This is a genomic window from Variovorax sp. KK3 (genome assembly GCF_001984055.1).
Lineage (GTDB): Bacteria > Pseudomonadota > Gammaproteobacteria > Burkholderiales > Burkholderiaceae_C > Variovorax.
Window position 1 is genome coordinate 24,817 of record NZ_LYVO01000011.1, and the last position, 17,957, is coordinate 42,773.

At 68.2% G+C, this 17,957-nt stretch carries 17 protein-coding genes and 1 riboswitch; of the genes, 15 read left to right on the forward strand and 2 right to left on the reverse strand.

Going from position 1 to position 17,957, the window contains the following annotated elements:
• Positions 1–12 precede the first annotated feature (12 nt).
• The 9 genes from B0W80_RS07630 (at position 13) to B0W80_RS07670 (ending at position 9,713) form a co-directional block, all read left to right on the forward strand.
• Positions 13–1,197 (forward strand): acetyl-CoA C-acyltransferase, encoded by a 1,185-nt coding sequence (locus B0W80_RS07630; protein ID WP_076998528.1) that lies wholly within the window; start codon positions 13–15, stop codon positions 1,195–1,197.
• 103 nt (positions 1,198–1,300) lie between these two features.
• Positions 1,301–1,813, forward strand: a complete 513-nt coding sequence (locus B0W80_RS07635) for a hypothetical protein (protein ID WP_076998529.1) — start codon at positions 1,301–1,303, stop codon at positions 1,811–1,813.
• Positions 1,814–1,991: 178 nt separating this feature from the next.
• Positions 1,992–3,239 (forward strand): glutamate carboxypeptidase, encoded by a 1,248-nt coding sequence (locus B0W80_RS07640; protein WP_076998530.1) that lies wholly within the window; start codon positions 1,992–1,994, stop codon positions 3,237–3,239.
• Between the two features lie 13 nt (positions 3,240–3,252).
• Positions 3,253–4,383, forward strand: a complete 1,131-nt coding sequence (locus tag B0W80_RS07645) for an acyl-CoA dehydrogenase family protein (RefSeq protein ID WP_076998531.1) — start codon at positions 3,253–3,255, stop codon at positions 4,381–4,383.
• 18 nt (positions 4,384–4,401) lie between these two features.
• The gene (locus tag B0W80_RS07650) at positions 4,402–4,839 is read left to right on the forward strand and encodes a YchJ family protein (protein WP_076998532.1); all 438 of its coding nucleotides are present in this window, start codon (positions 4,402–4,404) and stop codon (positions 4,837–4,839) included.
• A gap of 191 nt (positions 4,840–5,030) precedes the next feature.
• Positions 5,031–5,870: a DUF3047 domain-containing protein gene (locus tag B0W80_RS07655; protein ID WP_076998533.1), complete on the forward strand. Its 840-nt coding sequence runs from the start codon at positions 5,031–5,033 to the stop codon at positions 5,868–5,870.
• A 2-nt stretch (positions 5,871–5,872) separates the two neighbouring features.
• Complete coding sequence (locus tag B0W80_RS07660) at positions 5,873–6,877, forward strand: VTT domain-containing protein (protein WP_076998534.1); 1,005 nt, start codon at positions 5,873–5,875, stop codon at positions 6,875–6,877.
• Positions 6,878–6,904: 27 nt separating this feature from the next.
• Positions 6,905–7,011, forward strand: a riboswitch (TPP riboswitch).
• A 78-nt stretch (positions 7,012–7,089) separates the two neighbouring features.
• Positions 7,090–8,973, forward strand: a complete 1,884-nt coding sequence (gene thiC / locus B0W80_RS07665) for a phosphomethylpyrimidine synthase ThiC (RefSeq protein WP_076998535.1) — start codon at positions 7,090–7,092, stop codon at positions 8,971–8,973.
• A 47-nt stretch (positions 8,974–9,020) separates the two neighbouring features.
• Positions 9,021–9,713, forward strand: a complete 693-nt coding sequence (locus B0W80_RS07670) for an HAD family phosphatase (protein ID WP_076998536.1) — start codon at positions 9,021–9,023, stop codon at positions 9,711–9,713.
• A 15-nt stretch (positions 9,714–9,728) separates the two neighbouring features.
• Here B0W80_RS07670 and B0W80_RS07675 read toward each other — a convergent pair whose 3' ends face one another.
• Both B0W80_RS07675 and B0W80_RS07680 read right to left on the reverse strand, forming a co-directional pair.
• Entirely contained in the window at positions 9,729–9,926 is a 198-nt protein-coding gene (locus tag B0W80_RS07675; protein ID WP_076998537.1) for a hypothetical protein, read from the reverse strand.
• A 75-nt stretch (positions 9,927–10,001) separates the two neighbouring features.
• Positions 10,002–11,066: an AraC family transcriptional regulator gene (locus tag B0W80_RS07680; RefSeq protein WP_076998538.1), complete on the reverse strand. Its 1,065-nt coding sequence runs from the start codon at positions 11,064–11,066 to the stop codon at positions 10,002–10,004.
• Positions 11,067–11,197: 131 nt separating this feature from the next.
• On the opposite strand from B0W80_RS07680, the gene B0W80_RS07685 reads away from it, so the two are divergent.
• The 6 genes from B0W80_RS07685 to B0W80_RS07710 all read left to right on the forward strand — a co-directional run bounded on the left by B0W80_RS07685 (position 11,198) and on the right by B0W80_RS07710 (position 17,796).
• Positions 11,198–12,370: an isovaleryl-CoA dehydrogenase gene (locus B0W80_RS07685; RefSeq protein ID WP_076998539.1), complete on the forward strand. Its 1,173-nt coding sequence runs from the start codon at positions 11,198–11,200 to the stop codon at positions 12,368–12,370.
• 75 nt (positions 12,371–12,445) lie between these two features.
• Positions 12,446–14,149, forward strand: a complete 1,704-nt coding sequence (locus B0W80_RS07690) for an AMP-binding protein (protein ID WP_076998540.1) — start codon at positions 12,446–12,448, stop codon at positions 14,147–14,149.
• Entirely contained in the window at positions 14,146–15,759 is a 1,614-nt protein-coding gene (locus B0W80_RS07695) for a carboxyl transferase domain-containing protein (RefSeq protein ID WP_076998541.1), read from the forward strand. The genes B0W80_RS07690 and B0W80_RS07695 overlap by 4 nt, the downstream gene beginning before the upstream one ends.
• Positions 15,760–15,797: 38 nt before the next feature.
• Positions 15,798–16,310, forward strand: a complete 513-nt coding sequence (locus tag B0W80_RS07700; RefSeq protein ID WP_076998542.1) for a DinB family protein — start codon at positions 15,798–15,800, stop codon at positions 16,308–16,310.
• Between the two features lie 12 nt (positions 16,311–16,322).
• Positions 16,323–17,120, forward strand: coding sequence for an enoyl-CoA hydratase/isomerase family protein (locus B0W80_RS07705; RefSeq protein ID WP_076998543.1), 798 nt, complete (start codon positions 16,323–16,325; stop codon positions 17,118–17,120).
• Between the two features lie 13 nt (positions 17,121–17,133).
• Complete coding sequence (locus B0W80_RS07710; protein ID WP_076998544.1) at positions 17,134–17,796, forward strand: DUF4126 domain-containing protein; 663 nt, start codon at positions 17,134–17,136, stop codon at positions 17,794–17,796.
• Positions 17,797–17,957: the final 161 nt, after the last annotated feature.

Genomic DNA, 17,957 nt, shown 5'->3' on the forward strand with positions numbered 1-17,957 from the left:
GAAGGAGACCCCATGTCCGAATCCATCGTCATCGTCGGCGCCGCACGCACCCCCATGGGTGCCTTCCAGGGCGACTTCTCTTCACTTGCAGCGCACGACCTGGGCGGCGTCGCGATCAAGGCCGCGGTCGAGCGCGCCGGCATCGCGTCCGACGCCGTCGGCGAAGTGCTGTTCGGCAACTGCCTGATGGCCGGCCAGGGCCAGGCACCGGCGCGGCAGGCGGCCTACAAGGGCGGCCTGCCCGACAGCGCGGGCGCCGTCACCCTCAGCAAGATGTGCGGCTCGGCCATGAAGGCCGCGATGCTGGCGCACGACATGCTGCTGGCCGGCACGCACGACGTGATGGTGGCCGGCGGCATGGAAAGCATGACCAATGCGCCCTACCTGATGCTCAAGGGCCGCGGCGGCTACCGCATGGGCCACGACCGCATCTTCGACCACATGATGCTCGACGGCCTGGAAGACGCCTACCAGCCCGGCCGGTCGATGGGCACCTTCGGCGAGGACTGCGCCGCCAAGTACAAGTTCACGCGCGCACAGCAGGACGAATTCGCCATCGCGAGCGTCGAGCGCGCCAAGGCCGCCACCAGCTCGGGCGCCTTCAAGGCAGAGATCGCGCCGGTGCTGGTCAAGGGCCGCGGCGGCGACACGCTGGTCGAGATCGACGAAGGCCCCGGCAAGGTCAAGCTCGACAAGATCCCGTCGCTCAAGCCGGCCTTCAAGAAAGAGGGCGGCACCATCACCGCCGCCTCCAGCTCGTCGATCAACGACGGCGCCGCGGCCCTGGTCATGATGACCGAAAGCACCGCGAAGAAACTCGGCGCGAAGCCGATCGCGCGTGTGCTCGGCCACGCCACCCATGCGCAGCAGCCCGAATGGTTTTCCACCGCCCCGGTCGGTGCCGTGGCCAAGCTGTTCAAGAAGACCGGCTGGGGCGTGAAGGACGTGGACCTGTGGGAGGTCAACGAGGCCTTCGCGGTGGTGCCGATGGCGCTGATGCACGAACTCGACGTGTCGCACAACGTGGTCAACGTGCACGGCGGCGCCTGCGCGCTGGGCCACCCGATCGGCGCGAGCGGCGCGCGCATCATGGTCACGCTCATCCATGCGCTGCAGCAGAAGGGCAAGAAGCGCGGCGTCGCGACGCTGTGCATCGGCGGTGGCGAAGGCACCGCCATCGCGATCGAGCTGCTCTGAATGCGCGTGGGCACGATAACTGCAGTCCGCGCCGCATCGAAGGCGGCGATGGAGGCAAGGGGTACCGCCATTCGGTGTGCGGGCGACCCTTGCTGGAGTGTTCATGCCGTCGTCGATTTCGAAGGGCCAGTGTCGCAAGCTGCGCGCTCTCCTGGCCAGGGAACGCATCGTTTCGTTCTACAGCTATTTTGCGGACCACGGCTACTACTACGCCTGCTGGGCGACCGGCGACGTCGACGGAGCGGCCGGCATGAAGGGCGGTGTCGTGCCCGGTCTCTCGCTCGAGACGGCGCAGCGGCTCAACGACGACGAGCTGGCCAGGATCCGCATGGCCATGGCCGAGGCCTATCTGAGTGCCCTCGAAGCGCAGTTGACGAGCAGCCGCCACATCACGCGCGACGTCACGGCCGAAGAGACGGCGGGCTTTCACGGCGACGTCTTTCGTTCTCATTTCCTCGGCCTCAAGGACTGGACGCTGTTCCTGCCCTTCGAGCAACAGGAGAAAGCCGGCGGGCTCGACGCGGTGGAGCGCTACTGGCAGGGCGTGCTGCGGACCAGCGCACAGCTCAGCGCGCGCGCACTGGCCCGGTCGACCGCGCTTCTTCAAGCCGCCTGAAGCGCACGCCGCGCGGGCTGTGCCTGACAAAATTTGCGACGGCCCACAGGGTCGGTGACATTTCTTGCGCGGCCGCCTGGCCCTTCGTGTCGCATGCAGCCGCAGCCCTGCCGGGCCGCAGTGCCCGTCGCTGAATCGAAAAACCAACCCCAGTCCAACGTCCAAGGAGACCTTTCTCATGCATCCGACATTTCATCGCAGCGCGATCGCCGCGCTCCTGTGCACGGCATTCCTCTCGCCGGCCGCCTGGAGCCAGGCCCGCGACGAGGCCCTGTTCGCCGCTGCCACCGCCGAGCAGCCGGCCGTGGTCAAGACGCTCGAGCGCCTGGTCAACATCGAAACCGGCACCGGCGACGCCGAGGGCATGGCCGCCGCCGGCAAGCTCTTCGAGGACGAGCTCAAGGCCCTGGGCTTCACCGTGACCCGCCACAAGTCGGCCGGCATCGTGGTCGGCGACAACATCGTCGGCAAGCTCAAGGGCAAGGGCGGCAAGAACCTCCTGCTCATGTCGCACATGGACACGGTGTACCTCAAGGGCATCCTCGCCAAGGCGCCCTTCCGCGTCGAAGGCAACAAGGCCTTCGGCCCCGGCATCGCCGACGACAAGGGCGGCAACGCCGTCGTCCTGCACACGCTCAAGCTGCTGAAGGCACGCGGCTTCCAGGACTTCGGCACGCTCACCGTGCTGTTCAATACCGACGAGGAAAAAGGCTCCTTCGGTTCGCGCGACTTGATCCAGGAAGAAGCCAAAGCCAGCGACTTCGTGCTGTCCTTCGAGCCCACGGGCGCGGAGACCGAGAAGCTGTCGCTGGGCACGTCGGGCATCGCCTACGTGCAGGTCAACATCAAGGGCAAGGCGTCGCATGCGGGCGCGGCGCCCGAACTGGGGGTCAACGCGCTGGTCGAGGCCTCCGACCTGGTGCTGCGCACCATGGACCTCGACGACAAGGCGAAAAACCTGCGCTTCAACTGGACCATCGCCAAGGCCGGCGCCGTGTCGAACATCATTCCCGACAGCGCCACCCTCAACGCCGACGTGCGCTACGCCCGCAACGAGGACTTCGAAGCCGCGATGAAGACGCTGGAAGATCGCGCACAGAAAAAGAAGCTCAAGGATGCCGAAGTCAAGGTGCTCGTCACCCGCGGCCGCCCGGCTTTCAATGCGGGCGAAGGCGGCAAGAAGCTCGTCGACAAGGCAGTGGCGTACTACAAGGAGGCCGGCGGCAACCTGGGCATCGAGGAGCGCACCGGCGGCGGCACCGACGCGGCCTATGCCGCGCTGTCGGGCAAGCCCGTCATCGAGAGCCTGGGACTGCCGGGCTTCGGCTACCACAGCGACCAGGCCGAGTACGTGATGATCGACGCGATCCCGCGCCGCCTGTACATGGCGAGCCGGCTGATCATGGACCTCGGCGCCTCGAAGTGAGCCCGGAGCACCCATGCTGCTGACCCCCGACCAGGAAGCCATCCGCGACGCCGTGCGGGCCTACGCGCAGGAACAGCTGTGGCCCCATGCCGCACGCTGGGACCGCGAGCACCTGTTCCCGAAAGAGGCGCACGCCGGCCTCGCGGAATTGGGTGCCTACGGCATCTGCGTGCCCGAGGAGGACGGCGGCGCCGGCCTCGACTACCTCACCCTCGCCCTCGTGCTGGAGGAGATCGCGGCCGGCGACGGCGGCACGAGCACCGCCATCAGCGTCACCAACTGCCCGGTCAACGCCATCCTGATGCGCTACGGCAACGCCGCGCAGAAGAAGAAGTGGCTGCAGCCGCTGGCGCAGGGGCAAATGCTCGGCGCCTTCTGCCTGACCGAGCCGCAGGCCGGCAGCGATGCGTCGTCGCTGCGCACCACCGCGCGCAAGGATGGCGAGGGCTGGGTGATCGACGGCGTCAAGCAGTTCATCACCAGCGGCAAGAACGGTCATGTCGCGATCGTCGTCGCCGTCACCGACAAGGGTGCGGGCAAGCGCGGCATGAGTGCCTTCATCGTGCCCACCGACGCGCCCGGCTACAACGTGGCCCGGCTCGAAGACAAGCTCGGCCAGCATTCGAGCGACACCGCGCAGATCAATTTCGACGCTTGCCGCATTCCGGCCGAGAACCTGATCGGCCAGGAGGGCGAGGGCTACAAGATCGCGCTCGGGGCGCTCGAAGGCGGCCGCATCGGCATCGCGGCCCAGAGCGTCGGCATGGCGCGCAGCGCCTTCGAGGTGGCGGTGGCCTATGCCAAGGAACGCCAGGCCTTCGGCGGCTCGATCTTCGACCAGCAGGCGATCGGCTTCCGGCTCGCCGAATGCGCGACGCAGATTGAAGCGGCGCGCCAGCTGATCTGGCATGCGGCCAGCCTGCGCGACGCCGGCCAGCCTTGCCTGAAGGAAGCCGCCATGGCCAAGCTCTTCGCCAGCGAGATGGCCGAGCGCGTCTGCAGCGCGGCCATCCAGACACTGGGCGGCTACGGCTACGTCAACGACTTTCCGCTGGAGCGCATCTACCGCGACGTGCGCGTGTGCCAGATCTACGAAGGCACATCCGACATCCAGAAGCTGCTGATTCAAAGAGCCCTGGCCTGAAGGGGACGAGCGCGCGCCATGCCTGGACGCTTGCCAGACCCCTGCCCCTGCGGCCGCCGCGACCGGCGCGGCGCGCCGCTCGTCTATGCCGACTGCTGCGGCCGCTACCTCGATGACTTCGAGCGCACCCCGGCGCCCGATGCCGAATCGCTGATGCGTTCGCGCTACACGGCCTTCGTGCGCGAGCGGTCCGGCTATCTGCTGGGCACCTGGCACCCGTCGACCCGGCCGTCCCACTTGGACTTCGAACCCGGCGTCCGCTGGCTGGGGCTGGAGGTGCGCGCGCACCGCGCCGAGGACGCCGACCATGCCGAAGTCGAGTTCATCGCCCGGCACCGCGACCGCTCGGGTGCTGCCACGCGGCTGCACGAGCGAAGCCGCTTCGTGCGTGAACCCGACGGGCCGGGCGAGGGCGGCATCGTCCGTTGGTACTACCTCGACGGCGATCAGCGCTGAATCCGCGGCCGGCACGCGGCCTGGGGCGCCTGCCTACATCCGGTCGAGCTTCACTGCTACCGATTCGGTAGCGAGGGTCGCGCATTGTGCGCAAAAAGGAGACAGACCGATTCCTTTCGGCTACTTTATCTGCGGCGCCTTCGCCGTCACACTGCTTCCAGACTCGAACAGGAACTACGACAGAGGGCAACATGGCAGCGCAAGGCACGATCATCACCACCATTCAGCGCCGGCTCGCGGCAGTGGTGGCCGTGCCCGTCGTCGCTTTGCTCTGGCTGGTCGCCCCGGCCGCGGCCATCGCCGAAGAAGCGATCGTCACGCCCTTCTCGGCCGCACGCGCCGCGCAGGCGCCCGAGCCCTGGCGCTTCGCCAGCCTGCCCGGCAAGGCGCCGACCCGTTTCGAGGTGGTGCAGGAGGGCGGCAAGAAGGTGTTGAAGGTCGAGGCCGACCAGTCCTACGGCAACCTCGTGCACCCGACGCGCGTTCCGCTCAACTCATCCACGTCGCTGGCCTGGCGCTGGCGCGTCGACACCTTCGTTCAGGATGCGGACCTGCGCACGCGCGCGGGTGACGACGGCGCGGCCAAGCTCTGCGTGTTCTTCGACTTCCCGGCCGACCGCCTGTCCTTCGGCGAGCGCACCAAGCTCGCGCTGGCGCGCAAGACCACCGGCGAAGACGTGCCCAGCGAAGCGCTGTGCTATGTCTGGGACCAGAAGGAAGCCAAGGGCACCGAACTGGTCAACGCCTTCACCCGTCGCATCCGCATGGTGGTGCTCGAATCCGGCGCCGCCGCCACGCCGGGCACCTGGATGGGCGAGCGCCGCAACCTGCTGGCCGACTATCGCCGCGCCTTCGGCGACGAGGCCGGCGACACGCTGCCCGACGTGGTCGCGGTCGCCGTCTCGGCCGATGCGGACAACACGCGCGGCCATGGCCTGGCCTATTTCTCCGACATCGACCTGCGCAGCGTCACGACCACGCGCAGCGCCGAAGTCACGACGCCGGCCGCCCGCGCCGGCACGGCGGAATAGCGATGAACGACCTCGTCGTCCTCCTGTCCGCCCAAGGCGCCCTCGTGATCTTCCTCGCCACGGCGGCGACGCGGCTCGGCGCGCCGGTGCCGGCCGCGCCCTTCCTCGTGGTGGCCGGTGGACTGGCCATGGGCGGGCAGCTGTCCTTCGGGGCCGTGCTGCTGGCCGCGGTGCTGGGCAACATCGTCGGCGACGGCGCCTGGTTCCTGGCGGGGCGCCGCTGGGGCTACCGCGTGATGCGATTCCTCTGCCGCATCTCGCTGTCGGCCGACACCTGCGTGCGCCGCAGCGAAGCCATCCTGGGCCGCTGGGGCGGGCTGTCGCTGATTGCGGCCAAGTTCGTGCCGGGCGTGTCGGTGGTCGCACCGCCGATGGCCGGTGCGCTGGGCATGTCGAACACGCGCTTCATGGCCTACGAGACGGTCGCCGCGCTGATCTGGTCGCTGGGCTTTCTGGGCATCGGCGCGCTGTTCCACACGGCCATCCAGGACGTGCTGGCCGTGATGTCCAGCGTCGGCCTCACGGCCACCCTGGTCGGTGCGCTGCTGCTGGCTGCATTCGTGGCCTGGCGTTATCGGGCACGCCGCGTCGCGCGCAGGGCCGACGATGTCGAGCACATCGAGGTCGCCGCACTGCGCGAGGCGATGGCTACCGGCCGTCGCCTCACGGTGATCGACCTGCGCTCGGTCGATGCGCGCTCCATCGACGACCGCGTGCTGCCGGGTGCGATCGCCATCGGCTATGCCCAGCTGCCGGATCGCTTGCACGAACTCAGTGTGGCCCGCGAGCTGGTGGTCTTCTGCGACTGCCCGCACGACGAGACGTCCATCGCCGCGGCGCGGCTGCTCGCGCAGTCGGGCCTGCCGCGCGTGCGCGTGCTGGCCGGTGGCATCGCGGCCTGGGCGGCGGCCGAGGCGCTGGCTTCCGCGCCCGCGCCGCTGGCAGACGACGAGTCGACCGTCGCCGTGCAGGCCACTCACGCCGCGCACGCTGTACAAGCCGCTTGATCCCTTTCGCGATCGAGGCCTAGAATCCACTCCGCTCCGGGGTGCACGCAGGCTGCGTGCTGAGATGGCCAAGTGGCCGAACCCGCGAACTTGATCTGGTTCATACCAGCGTAAGAAGAGCTGCGACTCCCCGGCCACGGAATGCCATGTATTCCGCCGCGCCGATCCTGGAGCGATTGCGGAGCACCCATCCACCTGAAGGAGTGCCCCGCATGAATGCCATCGACAAGTTCGCCTCCCTGCTCACGCTGACGCGCGAGCCCTTTCCCGCTTCGACCAAGAGCGCCATCGTGAGCCCGCGGCGGCCCGACATCCGCGTGCCGGTGCGCGACGTGCTGCTGACCAACGGCGAGCGCGTGTCGCTCTACGACACCTCCGGCCCCTACACCGATCCGTCGGCCGACATCGACGTGCGCCGCGGCCTGCCCAGCGTGCGCGGCGCCTGGATCGCGGAACGCAACGACACCGAGCCGTATTTCGGCCGCACGCACCAGATGCTCGACGACGGCGCCACGAATGCCGACCGCGATGCCCGGAAGCTGGCCGAACTGCGCGCGGCCGCCTCCGGCCTGCAGCGCCAGCCGCGGCGTGCGGCCGCCGGCCGCAACGTGACGCAGATGCACTACGCGAAGCGCGGCATCGTCACGCCCGAGATGGAATACGTGGCCCTGCGCGAGAACGGCCGCCGCGAATGGATGGCCGAGTACCAGGCCGACGCCGCGCGCGAGAAGCGGCTGGCCGGCAACCCGATGGGCGCGCAGATCCCGAAGCTGATCACGCCCGAGTTCGTGCGCGACGAAGTGGCGCGCGGCCGCGCCATCATCCCGGCCAACATCAACCACCCCGAGGTGGAGCCGATGGCGATCGGGCGCAACTTCCTGGTCAAGATCAACGCCAACATCGGCAACTCGGCCGTCACCTCGAGCATCGAGGAAGAGGTGGAAAAGCTCGTGTGGGCCATCCGCTGGGGCGCCGACAACGTGATGGATCTGTCCACCGGCCGCAACATCCACACCACGCGCGACTGGATCGTGCGCAACAGCCCGGTGCCCATCGGCACGGTGCCGATCTACCAGGCGCTCGAAAAGGTGGGCGGCGTGGCCGAAGACCTGACGTGGGAGATCTACCGCGACACGCTGATCGAGCAGGCCGAGCAGGGCGTGGACTACTTCACCATCCACGCCGGGCTGCGCTTGCCCTTCATTCACCTCACGGCCGACCGTCGCACGGGCATCGTCTCGCGCGGCGGCTCGATCATGGCCAAGTGGTGCATTGCCCACCACAAGGAGAGCTTTCTCTACACGCACTTCGAAGACATCTGCGACATCATGAAGGCCTACGACGTGAGCTTTTCGCTCGGCGACGGCCTGCGCCCCGGCTGCGCGGCCGACGCCAACGACGAGGCCCAGTTCGCCGAACTGCGCACGCTGGGCGAGCTGACGCAGATCGCGTGGAAGCACGAGGTGCAGACCATGATCGAAGGCCCCGGCCACGTGCCCATGCACATGATCCAGGCCAACATGGACGAGCAGCTCAAGCACTGCCACGAGGCGCCCTTCTACACGCTGGGGCCGCTGACCATCGACATCGCACCGGGCTACGACCACATTGCCAGCGCGATCGGCGCCGCGATGATCGGCTGGTTCGGCACGGCCATGCTGTGCTACGTGACCCCCAAGGAGCACCTGGGCCTGCCCGACCGCGAAGACGTGAAGCAGGGAATCATCGCGTACAAGATCGCGGCCCATGCGGCAGACGTGGCCAAGGGGCACCCCGGTGCGCGGGCGCGCGACGACGCGCTGTCCAAGGCGCGCTTCGAGTTCCGCTGGCAAGACCAGTTCAACCTGGGCCTCGACCCCGACACCGCACGCGAATTCCACGACGAGACGCTGCCCAAGGACGCCAGCAAGGTGGCGCACTTCTGCTCCATGTGCGGGCCGAAGTTCTGCTCGATGAAGATCACGCAGGAAGTGCGCGAGTACGCGGCCGCGCGCGGCCTGGCCGAGAACGAGGCGGTGGTCGACGGCATGGCGGGCAAGTCGGCCGAGTTCAAGGCGGCGGGCGGCGAGATGTACATCCCGATCCAGCGCGGCTGAGCCGGACGGGGAGGGGGGCGGCGCATGAGGCAGATACCATCGGCCTCATGCCTTCCATCCCTTTCGATGCCGTCCTCTTCGACTGCGACGGCGTGCTCGTGGACTCCGAACCCATCACCAACCGCGTGCTCGCCGAAATGCTCGGCGAACTCGGCTGGCGGCTCACCACGCAGGACGCGATGCGCATCTTCACCGGGAAGGCGGTCAGGGACGAGACCGCGCTGATCCAGGCGAAGACCGGTGTCGCCATCACGCCCGAGTGGCTCGGCCAGTTCTGGCAGCGCCGCAATGCCGCGCTCGACAGCGAACTCGTCGAGATCGCCGGCGCGCCGGTGGCGGTGCGCGAATTGCACCGCGCGCTCGACGGCCGCATCGCCTGCGCCTCGGGCGCGGACCGGCACAAGGTGCGGCTGCAACTGGAAAAGGTGGGTCTGCTCGATGCGTTCGAGGGCCGTATCTTCAGCGGCCATGAAACGCCGCGCTCCAAGCCGGCGCCCGACGTCTACCTGGCCGCAGCCGCCGCGCTCGGCGTCGATCCGACCCGTTGTGCGGTGGTGGAAGACACCGTGACCGGCGCCACTGCCGGCGTCGCGGCGGGCGCCACCGTGTTCGGCTACAGCCCCGGCGACCTGGGCCACAGCGGCCCGGAGGCGCTGCGTGCGGCCGGCGTGGCGCACGTGTTCAGCGACATGGCAGCGCTCCCCGCGCTGCTGGCGTCCTGGCCGGTCGTGCCGGCCTGAAACGGACTTGGGCGATCAGTCGCGGCGCGGGCTCGCGGCCTTGGCCAGCGCGGTCAGCGACTCGGTCATGGCCTGCGCGCGGGCGGACCAGAAATGGGCGATCAACTGGTCGGCGTTCTTCTCGATGTTCGGGTGGACCCGCGAACGGCCCGAAGTGGCGGCGAACTCGATCAGCGCCGCGTATTCGGAGGTGTCGGTGTCGGGGATGTGCATGTCTCGATACTAGGTGGGCAAAGGGACTGCCCTTGTCGGCGTGAAACCCGAGCGGTGCCGGGGCGGCGAACTTTGTCACAAATTGCCCTCGCGCGGCAAGCCCCCTGAAGACCCAGCCGCGGCGGCACGCCGGAAATCGCCCGGCGTCATGCCGGCCCAGGCGCGAAACGCGCGCGAAAAGCTCTTCTCGTTGCGAAAGCCGACCGCCAGCGCGATGTTCTTGATCGGGCGTTCGGTGCGGCGCAGCTGCTCGGCCGCCTGCTCGTGGCGCACCGTGTCCTTGAGCTGCTGCAGCGAAACGCCTTCCTCCTGCAACTGCCGGTGCAGCGTGCGGGCCGAGACGTGGAGCAGGCCGGACAGCGATTCCGCCGTCGCGCCCTGACGGCCCTGCGCGCGCAACAGCTCGCGCACCCGCTGGCCCAGCAGGCGGTCGCGCCGGTACTGGAGCACCGTCAGCGGCAGGGCGCGGCGCAGCATGGTCCGCAGCGCCTGCTCGTCGCGGCGCAGCGGCAGCGCCAGGTAGCGCTCGTCGAAGCTGTAGCTGGCCACCTCGGCGCCGAACTGCAGCTCGCCGTCGAACATCAGCGGATAGGCGTCGCGGTGCGGCGGCGCCTCGAAGGGAAAGCGCGCCGTGCGCAGCGACACGCGCGAGTCGATGACCCACGAGGCATAGCCGTGCAGGAAGCGCAGGTTCGACACCAGGCAGAACTCGCGCAGCGCGCCCAGGTCCACGTTCTCGCGAATGGAAACCGTGGCTTGGCCGTTGCCCACGGTGAGTGCCATGTCGATGTCGTCGGTCAGCAGCCGGTGGTGCCGGCACCAGCGCTTGATCGCCACGCCCAGGTCCGGCGCGCTCAGCGAAGCCCGGCACAGCATGCCGTAGGTGCCCCAAGGCAGGCGGCGGCCGAACCAGCCCAGCGCCTCGTCGTCCAGCTCCTGCATCGCATGCGCCGACAGCGCCTCGAACTGTCCGGCCGTGACACGGCCCTGGGGCTTGGCCAGGTCGCGCGGCGCAATCTGTGCCTGCGCCAGGGCCTGCGACGGATCCTTGCCGTAGCGTTCGTATCCCAGCACGATCGCTCGGACGAAAGCCATGGGCGTGGCGGCGCGGCCGGCCGGCTTGAGGGGGGAGGCGGTCATGGAACGCTGGGGATTCGATGGCGCGATATGCAACCATTGTGACGCCAATTGCAACGGCAGCGGGCGTAAGCTGCGGCTGCCCGCGCCGTAATTCCGACGCGTCCGAATCTGCACCCCAGGAGACAAGCCCCATGCACGACCCCGGCCTCAACTTCGACCTCGGCGAGACCATCGACTCGCTGCGCAGCGCGATCGCCGACTTCTCCGCCCACGAGATCGCGCCGCGCGCCGCCGAGATCGACCGCGAGAACCTGTTCCCGCACGACCTGTGGAAGAAGCTCGGCGACCTCGGCCTGCACGGCATGACGGTGAAAGAGGAGTACGGCGGCACCGAGCTGGGCTACCTGGCCCACATCATCGCGATGGAAGAGGTCTCGCGGGCCTCGGCCTCGGTGGGCCTGTCCTATGGCGCCCATTCGAACCTGTGCGTCAACCAGATCCACCGCAACGGCAGCGACGCGCAGAAGAAGAAGTACCTGCCCAAGCTGGTCAGCGGCGAGCATGTCGGCGCATTGGCGATGAGCGAGCCCAACGCCGGTTCCGACGTGGTCAGCATGAAGCTGCGGGCCGAGAAGAAGGGTGACCGCTACGTGCTCAACGGCGGCAAGATGTGGATCACCAACGGCGGCGATGCCGACACGCTGGTGATCTACGCCAAGACCGACCCCGAGATGGGCGCCCGCGGCATGACGGCCTTCATCGTCGAGAAGAGCTTCAAGGGCTTCTCGGCCGGCTCCAAGCTCGACAAGCTGGGCATGCGCGGCTCGAACACCTTCCCGCTCTTCTTCGACAACTGCGAGGTGCCCGAAGAGAACGTGCTCGGCGGCGAAGGCAACGGCACCAAGGTGCTGATGAGCGGCCTCGACTACGAACGCGCCGTGCTCTCCGGTGGCCCGCTCGGCATCATGGCCGCCTGCATGGATGCGGTGATTCCCTTCGTGCACGAGCGCAAGCAGTTCGGCCAGAGCATCGGCGAGTTCCAGCTCATGCAGGGCAAGCTGGCCGACATGTACTCCACCTGGCAAGCCACGCGTGCCTACGTCTACGCCGTGGGCAAGGCCTGCGACCGCGCGGACCATGCACGCACCTTCCGCAAGGACGCGGCCGGCGCCATCCTCTACTCGGCCGAGAAGGCGACGTGGATGGCCGGCGAGGCGATCCAGGCGCTGGGCGGCGTGGGGTACACGAAGGAGTTTCCGGTCGAGCGGCTGTGGCGCGATGCGAAGCTGTACGAGATCGGTGCGGGCACGAGCGAGATCCGGCGCATGCTGATCGGGCGTGAGTTGTTCGCGGAGACGGCTTGAATATTCCCTCTCCCTCTGGGAGAGGGAGCATTACCCGGCCTTCGCGCAGACAGAGTAAGCAAGACAGGAGACGACATGGCATTGACTGAAAGCCTCGACCGCGGCGCCACCGACGTCCCGCTGATCGAGCAGACCATCGGCGATTTCTTCGACGACATGGCCCGGCGCCAGGGAGACCGCGATGCACTGGTCAGCGCGCACGAAGGCCGTCGCCTGAGCTATGTCGAACTGCAGCGCGAAGCCGACCTCCTGGCCAGTGCGCTCCTGTCGCTCGGCCTCGACCCCGGCGACCGCGTCGGCATCTGGTCGCACAACAACGTGGCCTGGGTACTCATGCAGCTCGCCACCGCCAAGGTCGGCATCGTCCTGGTCAATATCAATCCGGCCTATCGCACCGCCGAGCTCGAGTACGCGCTCAACAAGGTCGGATGCAAGGCGCTGGTCACGATGCAGCGCTTCAAGACCAGCGACTACGTCGGCATGCTGCGCGAACTCGCGCCCGAACTGAACGCCGCGCAGCCCGGCGCCCTGCAGGCCGCGCGCCTGCCGCATCTGCGCACCGTGGCCTGGATCGACGTCGAAGGCCAGGGCGACGAACAGCCGGGACTCATGCGTTTCTCCGCGCTGCTGAACCAGGGCCGCGTCGACGATCCGCGGGTGTCCGAGGTCGCGAAGACGCTGCAGGCCACCGACCCGGTCAACATCCAGTTCACCAGCGGCACCACCGGCTTCCCCAAGGGCGCGACGCTGACCCATCGCAACATCCTCAACAACGGGTTCTTCATCGGCGAATGCATGAAGCTCACGCCCGAAGACCGGCTGTGCATTCCCGTGCCGCTCTACCACTGCTTCGGCATGGTGTTGGGCAACCTGGCCTGCCTGACCCACGGCGCGACCATCGTCTACCCGAACGACGGCTTCGACCCGCTCACGGTGCTGCAGACCGTGCAGGCCGAGCGCTGCACCGGCCTGCACGGCGTGCCCACCATGTTCATCGCCGAGCTGGACCACCCGCGCTTCGCGGAGTTCGACCTGAGCTCGCTGCGCACGGGCATCATGGCTGGCTCGCCCTGCCCGACCGAGGTGATGAAGCGGGTGGTCGACCAGATGCACCTGCGCGAGATCACCATCGCCTACGGCATGACAGAGACCAGCCCGGTCAGCTGCCAGAGCTCCACCGACACGCCGCTCGACAAGCGCGTTTCCACCGTCGGCCAGGTGCAGCCGCACCTGCAGGTGAAGATCGTCGACCCCGAGACCGGCGCCATCGTCGCACCGGGCATGTCGGGCGAGCTGTGCACGCATGGCTACTCGGTGATGCATGGCTACTGGGAAGACGAGGAAAAGACCCGCGAGGCCATCGACGCCGAGGGCTGGATGCACACCGGCGACCTCGCCACCATGGACACCGAGGGCTACGTCAACATCGTCGGCCGCATCAAGGACCTGGTGATCCGCGGCGGCGAAAACATCTACCCGCGCGAGATCGAGGAGTTCCTGTATCGGCACCCGAAGATCCAGGACGTGCAGGTGGTCGGCCTGCCCGACAAGAAATACGGCGAGGAGCTCTGCGCCTGGATCATCCCGAAGCCGGGCCAGCAGCTCGAAGCCGACGAGGTGCGCGACTTCTGCAAGGGGCAGATCGCGCACTACAAGGTTCCGCGGTACATCGAATTCGTCAAGGAGTTCCCGATGACCGTGACCGGCAAGATCCAGAAATTCAAGATCCGCGACGCCATGAAGCAGCAGCTAGGCATCAACGAAGAAAAGACAGCATGAGCCAACTCGAAACCAAACTCAACGCCCGCTCGGCCGACTTCCAGGCCAACGCCGCCGCCATGCGCGCGCTGGTGGACGATCTGCACACGCAGTTCGCCAAGGTCGAAGCCGGCGGCGGCGAGGCCGCACGCAGCAAGCACACCGCGCGCGGCAAGCTGCTGCCGCGCGATCGCGTGGCGAACTTGCTGGACCCGGGCACGCCCTTCCTCGAGATCGCGCCGCTGGCGGCCCATGCGATGTACCACGGTGCCGCGCCGGGCGCCGGCCTCATTGCCGGCATCGGCCGCGTGAGCGGGGTCGACTGCATGGTCGTGTGCAACGACGCCACCGTGAAGGGCGGCACCTATTACCCGATGACGGTCAAGAAGCACCTGCGCGCGCAGGAGATCGCCGAGCAGAACCGCCTGCCCTGCGTCTACCTGGTGGATTCGGGCGGCGCCAACCTGCCGAACCAGGACGAGGTGTTTCCCGACCGCGACCATTTCGGCCGCATCTTCTACAACCAGGCCAACATGAGCGCGCAGGGCATCGCGCAGATCGCGGTCGTCATGGGCTCCTGCACCGCGGGCGGCGCCTACGTGCCGGCGATGAGCGACGAATCGATCATCGTCAAGGAGCAGGGCACCATCTTCCTGGGCGGCCCGCCGCTCGTGAAGGCCGCCACCGGCGAAGTGGTGACGGCCGAAGACCTGGGTGGCGGCGACGTGCACACGCGGCTGTCGGGCGTGGTCGACCACCTGGCGCAGAACGACCTGCATGCGCTGGCGCTCGCGCGCAGTGCGGTGGGGAACCTCAATGCGCGCAAGGAGCAGCAGGCCGCCCCCGAAGGCGCGTCGTTCCGCGCGCCCGCGTTCGCCGCCGAAGAACTCTACGGCGTGATCCCCACCGACACCCGCAAGCCCTTCGACGTACGCGAGATCATCGCCCGCGTGGTCGACGGCAGCGAGTTCCACGAGTTCAAGGCCCGCTTCGGCGCCACGCTGGTCTGCGGCTTCGCCGAGATCGAGGGCATGCCGGTCGGCATCGTCGCCAACAACGGCATCCTGTTCTCGGAGTCGGCGCAGAAGGGCGCGCACTTCATCGAGCTGTGCTGCCAGCGCAAGATCCCGCTGGTGTTCCTGCAGAACATCACCGGCTTCATGGTGGGCCGCAAGTACGAGAACGAGGGCATCGCACGCCACGGCGCCAAGATGGTGACCGCGGTGGCCACGGCCAACGTGCCGAAGTTCACCATCATCATCGGCGGCAGCTTCGGCGCCGGCAACTACGGCATGTGCGGCCGCGCCTATTCGCCGCGCTTTCTCTGGATGTGGCCCAACGCGCGCATCAGCGTGATGGGTGGCGAACAGGCCGCGAGCGTGCTGGCCACCGTCAAGCGCGACGGCATCGAGGGCAAGGGCGGCCAGTGGAGCGCCGACGAGGAAGAAGCCTTCAAGTCGCCCATTCGCCAGCAGTACGAACAGCAGGGCCACCCCTACTACGCCACCGCGCGGCTGTGGGACGACGGCATCATCGATCCGGCCGACACCCGACGCGTGCTCGCGCTGGGGCTGGCCGCCGCGCGCCACGCGCCGGTGCCAGAGCCGAAGTTCGGCGTGTTCCGCATGTGAGACGTCGCAGATGTGAGTGATCCCAGCAAGGAGAGACCATGTCGATGCCCAACTACTTCGCCAGCCTCGCGCGCTACCACGTGTGGGCCACGCACAAACTGCTGGACGTCAACCTCAAGGGCTTGTCCGATGCAGACTGGCGACGCGACTGCGGCCTCTACTTCCGCTCGGTGCACCGCACCGTCAACCATCTGGTCGTCACCGACAACATCTGGTACGCACGCTTCGCCGAGGGCCATTCGCCACGCGTGCCGCTCGACACCGAGCTCTTCGCCGAGCGCGCCGCCGTGTGCGAGGCGCTGCGCCAGGCTGTCACGCGCTGGACGCCGTGGGTCGCCACCCTCGCGCCGGCACGCTACGACGGCCAGCTGGCCTACACGCGCAACAACGGCGAGCAGGTGAACATTCCCTTCGCGCCCGCGCTGGGCCACGTGTTCAACCACGCGACCCACCACCGCGGACAGCTCACGGCCGCCCTGACCGGCATGGTCCAGCCCGGGCCCGAGCTGGACTGGGTCTATCTGCTGCAGCAAGAAGCCAAGTCCCAGTGATCCACTGACCCCATGAGCACCACCACCTTCACCACCCTCGAACTGGCCGTCGAAGGCCCCGTCGCGCGCATCTGGCTCGACCGGCCCGACCTGCGCAACGCCTTCGACGAAGTCGTGATCCGCGAGCTGGGCGATGCGTTCTCGCAAGCCAACGCGGCCGCCGACGTACGCGTAATCGTGCTCGGCGCCCGCGGCCCCGCCTTCTGCGCCGGCGCCAATCTCAACTGGATGAAGCGTGCCGCCGAGTTCACGCACGAGCAGAACCTGGCCGACGCCGGCGGGCTGGCCGAAATGCTGCGCACCATCCACGACAGCCCCAAGCCCGTGATCGCCCGCGTGCAAGGTGATGTCTACGCCGGCGGCATGGGGCTGGTGGCCGCCTGCGACGTGGCCGTGAGCGTCGACACCGCGTGGTTCTGCCTCAGCGAGGTCAAGATCGGCTTGATCCCCGCCACCATCAGCCCCTATGTGCTGCAGGCCATGGGCACGCGGGCGGCGCAGCGCTACTTCCTGACGGCCGAGCGCTTCGGCGCCGCCGAGGCGCATCGCATCGGCTTCGTGCACGAAGTGGTCGCGGCCGATGCGCTCGATGCCAAGGTGGCCGAGCTCGTCAAGGCCTTCACGAGCGCCAGCCCGGCGGCCGTGCGCGCCTGCAAGCAGCTGATCGCCGACGTCGCCGGCCGCGAGATCGACGACGCGTTGATCGAGAAGACGGTGCAGGGCATCGCCGACATCCGCGCGAGCGAAGAGGGCCGCGAAGGCGTGCAGGCCTTTCTGCAAAAGCGCAAGCCCTCCTGGCTGGCCAGTTGATCGAAGACACCCCATGGCCCAGCTCGACCTGCCGCAACTGCTCGCCCTGGCCGCCGCCATCGGCTGGGCCAGCGGCGTGCGCCTGTACCTGGTCGTGCTGCTGACCGGCCTGGCCGGCTACCTCGGCTGGGTGCCTTTGCCGGGCGGGCTGCAGATGCTCGCGCATCCGGCGGTGATCGCGGCCAGCGGCTTCATGGTCTTCATCGAGTTCTTCGCCGACAAGATCCCCGGCCTCGATTCGCTCTGGGACATGGTGCACACGGTGATCCGCATTCCCGCCGGTGCGGCGCTCGCGGCCAGCGTGTTCGGCGCGGACCATGCGCTGATGGCAGTGGTGGCCGCGCTGCTGGGCGGTGGCTTCGCAGCCACGGCGCACGTGGCCAAGTCCACCACGCGCGCGGCCATCAACACATCGCCCGAGCCGTTCAGCAACGTGGGCGCTTCGTTGGTCGAAGACAGCATGGTGCCCGCGGGCCTCTGGCTGGCGGTGGCGCATCCGCTCGTTTTCCTGCTGCTCTTCGTGGTGCTGCTGGTGCTGTCCGTCTGGTTGATCCGCAAGAGCTGGCGCTTTCTGCGGGCGCTCTTCGGCCGCGTGGCGCGCATCTTCAGCGGCCGGCCCGACCCTGGCGTGACACCCGCCTTCCGCGTCGCACGGCGCGAAGACGGGTCGATCTAGTTTTTTTGTAACAGCGCCGGCGGCACGATGCTGCCCGGTTGAATGACGTTGAGGCAACGATGATTCCAACGGCGGCGAACGTCGCGCAATCCATGGGCATCTCACCGGCTTCCGCTCGTTTGCGGTCGGCCGGCGGGCTGCCTACGATGCGCGGCCCACGC